The following is a 5,593-nucleotide window of genomic DNA, read 5'->3' as shown; positions in this document are numbered from 1 at the left end:
GAGTCGCCTTCGGCGGCGGCGCCGGCGACGTCGGCAGAAGCGCCGCCGCCGGCCGCGCCGGCCCCGTCCGCGCCCGTCGGTGCGAGCGCGTCGCCGACGGCCTCGTCCTCACGGACGGCGAGCCCGAGCCCGTCCGCGACCGCGTCCCGCTCGGCCGGGCCGACCCAGTCGGCGTCCACGACCGGCACGGCCGCCTCCGCGCAGCCCACGTCGGCGCCGGTCCTGCGCCCCGGCGACAGCGGCGCCGAGGTCACGGAGCTCCAGCTGCGGCTGACACAGCTGAGGCTCTTCACGGGCAGTGCCGACGGCCGCTACGGGCACCGGACGGAGGACGCGGTGCGGACGTACCAGGTGGCGCGGGGGATCCTGACGGACGAGTCGGGGGTGTACGGGACGGCCACGCGAGCCGCCCTGGAGTCGGAGACGACCGAGCCGTAGGAGTCGGTCTCGGTTGTCGGCCGGGTGCGGACGGGTGGGGGCTGAGCGCGCAGTTCCCCGCGCCCCTTCGCTGCGTTGACCCTGAAGCCGACTTCGAGGACAACCCCCTAGGGGCGCGGGGAACTGCGCGACCAGCCCCCACCGGGCCCGCGCTCACCCACAACCGCCCCCTGCACCGCCGTCTCAGCCGACGTGCACCCGGAGGGAGCCGTCCGCGGCCGCCGCCACCCGCACCCCCGTCAGGTCCCGCACCACCACGTCCGGACCGTGCACGCCCGCCCGGGCACCGACGCCCACCACCCGCATTCCCGCCGCGCGCCCCGCCGCGATCCCCGCGCCCGAGTCCTCGAAGACCAGGCAGTCCGCCGGAGCGACGCCCAGCTCGGCCGCCCCCTTCAGGAAGCCCTCGGGGTCCGGCTTGCTCGCGCCCACCGACTCCGCCGTGATCCGCACCGCCGGCAGCGGCAGCCCGGCCGCGGCCATCCGCGCCGTCGACAGCGCCACGTCCGCCGAGGTCACCAGGGCATGCGGCAGCCCGCCGAGCGAGGCGAGGAAGGCCGCGGCACCCGGGACCTCCACCACGCCGTCCATGTCGGCGGTCTCCTCGGCCAGCATCCGCGCGTTGTCCGCGAGGTTCTGCTGCACCGGCCGGTCCGGCAGCAGCACGGCCATGGACGCGTGCCCCTGGCGCCCGTGGACGACCTTCATGACCTCGTCGCCGTCCAGCCCGTGCCGCTCGGACCAGCGGCGCCAGATGCGTTCGACGACGGCGTCGGAGTTGACGAGGGTGCCGTCCATGTCGAGCAGGAGGGCGCGGGCGGTGAGGACGGTGGCCGTCATCGGGCAGCTCCTAAGCAGGCCGGGCAAAGCAAAACAGAGCGGCCCCGCCCGCCGGTCAGGGAAAACGAGCGGGAGCCACTTTGTTTCTCCACGGTACAAAACGGAGCGGCCATCCCGCCACCGCCGTCGCCGACCGTTCACCGACTCTTCAGCTCGCCGGACCCCCTGTGGGACGCGTCCGGCTCAGCCGGCGATCGCCTCCCACAGGCTCCACACGCCGAGCGCCAGCATCAGCACGGCCGCGATCTGCGTGATCAGCCGCAGCGGCACCTTCTTCATCAGCGCCTTGCCGCCGACGATGCCGAGTCCGGCCACCGCCCACAGGCCGAGGACCGCCCCGAGGCCGACGGAGATCGGGTCGTCGTACCGCGCCGCGAGGTTCGCCGTCATGATCTGCGTGAGGTCACCGAACTCGGCGACCAGGATGAGCATGAACCCGGTACCGGCGACCTTCCAGAAGGACTGGTCGGCGGGCTTGCGGATCTCCTCTTCCTCCTCGCCCTTCTTCAGCAGCAGCACGGCCGCGCCGCCGAGGAAGAGCACGCCGGTCAGGGCGTGCACGATCTGCTGCGGCAGCAGGGTCAGCACACTGCCGGCCGCGACGGCGAGCACGACGTGCAGGAGGAAGGCGGCCGCGACGCCCGCGAAGACGTAGGACGCCCGGTACCGCGTGCCCAGGACGAGGCCGGCGAGCGCGGTCTTGTCGGGCAGTTCGGCGAGGAAGATGACGCCGAAGACGAGCGCCGTCACGGTGATGCTGATCAAGGGTCCTCAATCGGTCGGGGCCACCCCACCGAGAGTGCTGCACTTCGCGCGAAACACACGACACCTCGGCACGGCAGCACACATGGATCACCCGCGCCGCTGTACGGCACAGGCGTGCACTGCTTGCCGAAGGTCTCGCTGGCGGCCTCGTGATCGAGGTCCGCCTCCGGGCGCCGGCTCAGACGGGCTGAGCAGTATGTCGACGGTCCGGCGAAGAGCTACTCCCCTTCAACGCGCTCCACGGTACGTGACCACCGCACCGATTTCCAAGGCCGGAGATCCGGCCTGTGAGTCACGTCCCACACCTTGTCGTGTCATGAACACGTCACTAGCTTCTTACCCAACGCTCACCCATCGGCAACACGGCGGCGCGAGCATTCCCTCGCTCGCGCTCCAACACCCCACCCCCACCAGGGAGTTCGCATGCCGAAGTTCTACGCGCGTCGACGACTCAGCATACTCGCGGCATTCACCGCTCTGATAGCCTCCGCCGCACTCTTCAACTCCCCGAGCGCCTCCGCCGCCCTTCCCACGCCGGTCAGCGCGTCCACCGCCCGCACCTACCTCGCCTCCCTCACCGTGGCGACCGAGGTCAGGACCGGCTACGACCGTGACCTGTTCCCGACCTGGATCACCATCAGCGGCACCTGCAACACCCGTGAGTACATCCTCAAGCGCGACGGTTCGAACGTCGTCACCGACTCCGCCTGCGTCTCCACCAGCGGCAGTTGGTACTCCCCCTACGACGGCGCCACCTGGACCGCCGCCTCCGACGTCGACATCGACCACCTCGTGCCGCTGGCCGAGGCCTGGGACTCCGGTGCCCGCAACTGGACCACCGCCCAGCGTCAGTCCTTCGCCAACGACGTCACCCGCCCGCAGCTGCTCGCCGTCACGGACAACGTCAACCAGTCCAAGGGCGACCAGGACCCGGCCACCTGGATGCCGTCGGTCACCTCGTACCGCTGCACCTACGTCCGCGCCTGGGTGCAGGTGAAGTACTACTACAACCTCTCGGTCGACTCCGCCGAGAAGAGCGCGCTCACCAGCTACCTCTCCGCCTGCTGATCCACCCGTAAGACGGTTCGGCAGACAGCTCGGCAGGCAGAAGGTCCCGCTTCCCCCGCATTCCGGCCACGCTCCACCCCCCTTCCCGCTCTCTTTCCCGCGTCGAAGCCTCCCCGCTGACCTCCGTCGTTCCGTACCGTACGGGGCGACGGAGGCGAACCGACCGGGAAAGAGGGCGGGCGAACGTGGCCGGACTGCGCCTGGGACCACTGCTGAGGTACACCGACGGCTCGTCGGCGACCGTCTGGGTCGAGACGAGCCGTCCGTGCACCGCCGAGGTGCGCTGCCCGGACGGCGCCGGCGGCACCGCACGCACCTTCCAGGTGGCGGGCCACCACTACGCCCTGGTCACGGTCACCGGGCTGACCCCGGGGACTTCGACGCCGTACGACGTCCTCCTGGACGGCACGCGGGTGTGGCCGTTGCCGGACTCCCGGTTCCCGGCCTCGGTGATACGCGTCCCCGCCGAGGACGACAGTCTCAGCGTGACCTTCGGCTCCTGCCGCTGGGCCGCTCCCCCGGCCGACGGCCACGACCCGGTCGGCCCCGACGCCCTGGACAGCCTGGCCGCCCGCGTCGCCGCCGGCGGCGAACGGCCGGACGTACTGCTGCTGTTGGGCGACCAGGTGTACGCCGACGAGACCTCGGCGGCGACCCACCAGTGGCTGGCCGCCCGCCGCGACCTGTCGGACCCGCCCGGCGCCGAGGTCGCGGACTACGAGGAGTACACCCGCCTCTACTACGAGTCCTGGCTCGATCCCGAGGTGCGCTGGCTGCTGTCCACCGTGCCCAGCTGCATGATCTTCGACGACCACGACGTCATAGACGACTGGAACACCTCCGCCGCCTGGCTGGCCGACGTACGGGCCACGCCCTGGTGGCAGGAGCGGCTGCTCAGCGGGCTGATGTCGTACTGGGTGCACCAGCACCTGGGGAACCTCTCCCCGGCCGAACTGGCCGCCGACCCGCTCTACACCGCCGTGTGCGAATCCCCCGACGGCACCGACGAGTTGCGTGCCTTCGCCGCCAAGGCCGACGCCGACCCCACCTCGGTGCGCTGGAGTTACCGGCGCGACCTCGGGCGGGTGCGGCTGCTGATGGTGGACACCCGGGCGGCGCGGGTCCTGGACGAGCACAACCGCGCCATGCTCGACCCCGGTGAGGCCGAGTGGCTGCGCGAACAGGCGCTGACCGACCGGGAGTCGTACGACCATCTCCTGATCGGCACCTCGCTGCCCTGGCTGCTGCCGCACCTCATACACGACCTGGAGACCTGGGACGCGGCCCTGTGCCGGGGCGAACGGGGCCCCCGCTGGGCGGAGTTCGGGGAGCGGCTGCGCCGCGCGGCCGACCTGGAGCACTGGGCGGCCTTCCCGGCCTCCTTCGCCGAACTGGCCGGCCTGATCGCCCGCACCGGCTCGGGCCCCGGGGCACCCGCGTCGATCTGTGTGCTCTCCGGGGACGTCCATCACGCCTACGTCGCCGAGCCCGCATGGCCGGCCGGCACCGGGCCCGCCTCCCGTGTGCTGCAACTCACCTGCTCGCCCGTCCACAACTCCGTGCCGCCGACGATCCGGGCCGGCTTCCGGTTCGGCTGGAGCGCCGTGGCCCGGTTCCTCGGCCGGCGGTTCACCCGGCACGGGCGCTCCGCGCGACCTCCGGTGACGTGGCGGAAGAGGGGCGGGCCGTGGTTCGGCAACCAGCTCATGACGCTGACCCTGCACGGCCGTTCGGCCCGGCTGCGGCTGGAGCGGGCCCGGCGGAACGGGACCCTGGAGACCGTGGAGGAGTCCACCCTCACCACCCCATGAGGGACATCCGAGGCGGGTGGGGCGCACGTTGGCTTCTGTTAATCGCGACGGCATGATGAGGCGGACCGTCCGCTTCCCCATCCCAAGCGGGCGGTGTTCCTGCCAAGCGCCCCCACCCGCCCGGGAGTCATGTCCTTGTCTGCCTCGCCCCAGGAATCCGCCCCGGTCGCCGTCGCCCTGGTCGGCGCCGGCCCGCGCGGCACCAGCGTCCTGGAACGCCTCTGCGCCTCCGCACCCGAGCTGCTGCCCCCGGGATCGCGCCTGACGGTCCATGTGATCGACCCGGCGCCGCCGGGCCCGGGCCGGGTCTGGCGAACGGCGCAGTCGGCGGAGCTGCTGATGAACACCGTGGCGAGCCAGGTCACCCTGTTCACCGACGACAGCGTGGAGTGCTCGGGACCGGTCCGGCCCGGCCCCAGCCTGCACGAGTGGGCGGCCGGCGAGCTGGACCCCGACGACTACCCGACCCGCGCCCACTACGGCCGCTACCTGGAGTGGGTGTTCGCGAGGACGGCCGCCCGGGCACCGGAGGCGGTCCGCGTCGAGACCCACCGCGCCCGTGCCGTACGGCTCACCGACGGCCCCGACGGCCACCAGACGCTCACCCTCGACGACGGCCGCACCCTGCCCGGGCTGGCGGCGGTGGTGCTGGCCCAGGGCCACCTCCCGGC

Annotated in this window: 7 protein-coding genes; 4 read left to right on the top strand and 3 right to left on the bottom strand. The window is 72.4% G+C overall.

Annotated features, from left to right (window positions below; all coding sequences use genetic code 11):
• A partial coding sequence (locus ACFWXC_RS52875) for a hypothetical protein (RefSeq protein ID WP_384491499.1) occupies nucleotides 1–254 on the bottom strand: 254 nt, incomplete at its 3' end.
• On the opposite strand from ACFWXC_RS52875, the gene ACFWXC_RS52870 reads away from it, so the two are divergent.
• Nucleotides 223–438 (top strand): peptidoglycan-binding protein, encoded by a 216-nt coding sequence (locus ACFWXC_RS52870; RefSeq protein ID WP_384491497.1) that lies wholly within the window; start codon nucleotides 223–225, stop codon nucleotides 436–438. The two genes, ACFWXC_RS52875 and ACFWXC_RS52870, sit on opposite strands and share 32 nt — an antisense overlap.
• Before the next feature lie 183 nt (nucleotides 439–621).
• Here ACFWXC_RS52870 and ACFWXC_RS52865 read toward each other — a convergent pair whose 3' ends face one another.
• Both ACFWXC_RS52865 and ACFWXC_RS52860 read right to left on the bottom strand, forming a co-directional pair.
• Nucleotides 622–1,278, bottom strand: a complete 657-nt coding sequence (locus tag ACFWXC_RS52865) for an HAD-IA family hydrolase (protein ID WP_384491495.1) — start codon at nucleotides 1,276–1,278, stop codon at nucleotides 622–624.
• A 183-nt stretch (nucleotides 1,279–1,461) separates the two neighbouring features.
• Complete coding sequence (locus ACFWXC_RS52860) at nucleotides 1,462–2,043, bottom strand: TMEM165/GDT1 family protein (protein ID WP_384491493.1); 582 nt, start codon at nucleotides 2,041–2,043, stop codon at nucleotides 1,462–1,464.
• A gap of 423 nt (nucleotides 2,044–2,466) precedes the next feature.
• On the opposite strand from ACFWXC_RS52860, the gene ACFWXC_RS52855 reads away from it, so the two are divergent.
• The 3 genes from ACFWXC_RS52855 to ACFWXC_RS52845 form a co-directional block, all read left to right on the top strand.
• Complete coding sequence (locus tag ACFWXC_RS52855; RefSeq protein WP_384491491.1) at nucleotides 2,467–3,111, top strand: HNH endonuclease family protein; 645 nt, start codon at nucleotides 2,467–2,469, stop codon at nucleotides 3,109–3,111.
• A gap of 185 nt (nucleotides 3,112–3,296) precedes the next feature.
• Nucleotides 3,297–4,922: an alkaline phosphatase D family protein gene (locus tag ACFWXC_RS52850; protein ID WP_384491489.1), complete on the top strand. Its 1,626-nt coding sequence runs from the start codon at nucleotides 3,297–3,299 to the stop codon at nucleotides 4,920–4,922.
• Between the two features lie 129 nt (nucleotides 4,923–5,051).
• Nucleotides 5,052–5,593, top strand: a 542-nt coding sequence (locus ACFWXC_RS52845; RefSeq protein ID WP_384491487.1) for an FAD/NAD(P)-binding protein, incomplete at its 3' end; no start/stop codon positions are given.

The organism is Streptomyces sp. NPDC058683 (assembly GCF_042716195.1).
Classification (GTDB): domain Bacteria; phylum Actinomycetota; class Actinomycetes; order Streptomycetales; family Streptomycetaceae; genus Streptomyces.
This window is presented reverse-complemented; position numbering and strand designations above follow the sequence as displayed.

Excerpts from the sequence above, each read along its gene's own strand:
- ACFWXC_RS52865 (WP_384491495.1), bottom strand. The coding sequence starts at position 1,278 with ATGACGGCCACCGTCCTCACCGCCCGCGCCCTCCTGCTCGACATGGAC.
- ACFWXC_RS52855 (WP_384491491.1), top strand. The coding sequence starts at position 2,467 with ATGCCGAAGTTCTACGCGCGTCGACGACTCAGCATACTCGCGGCATTC.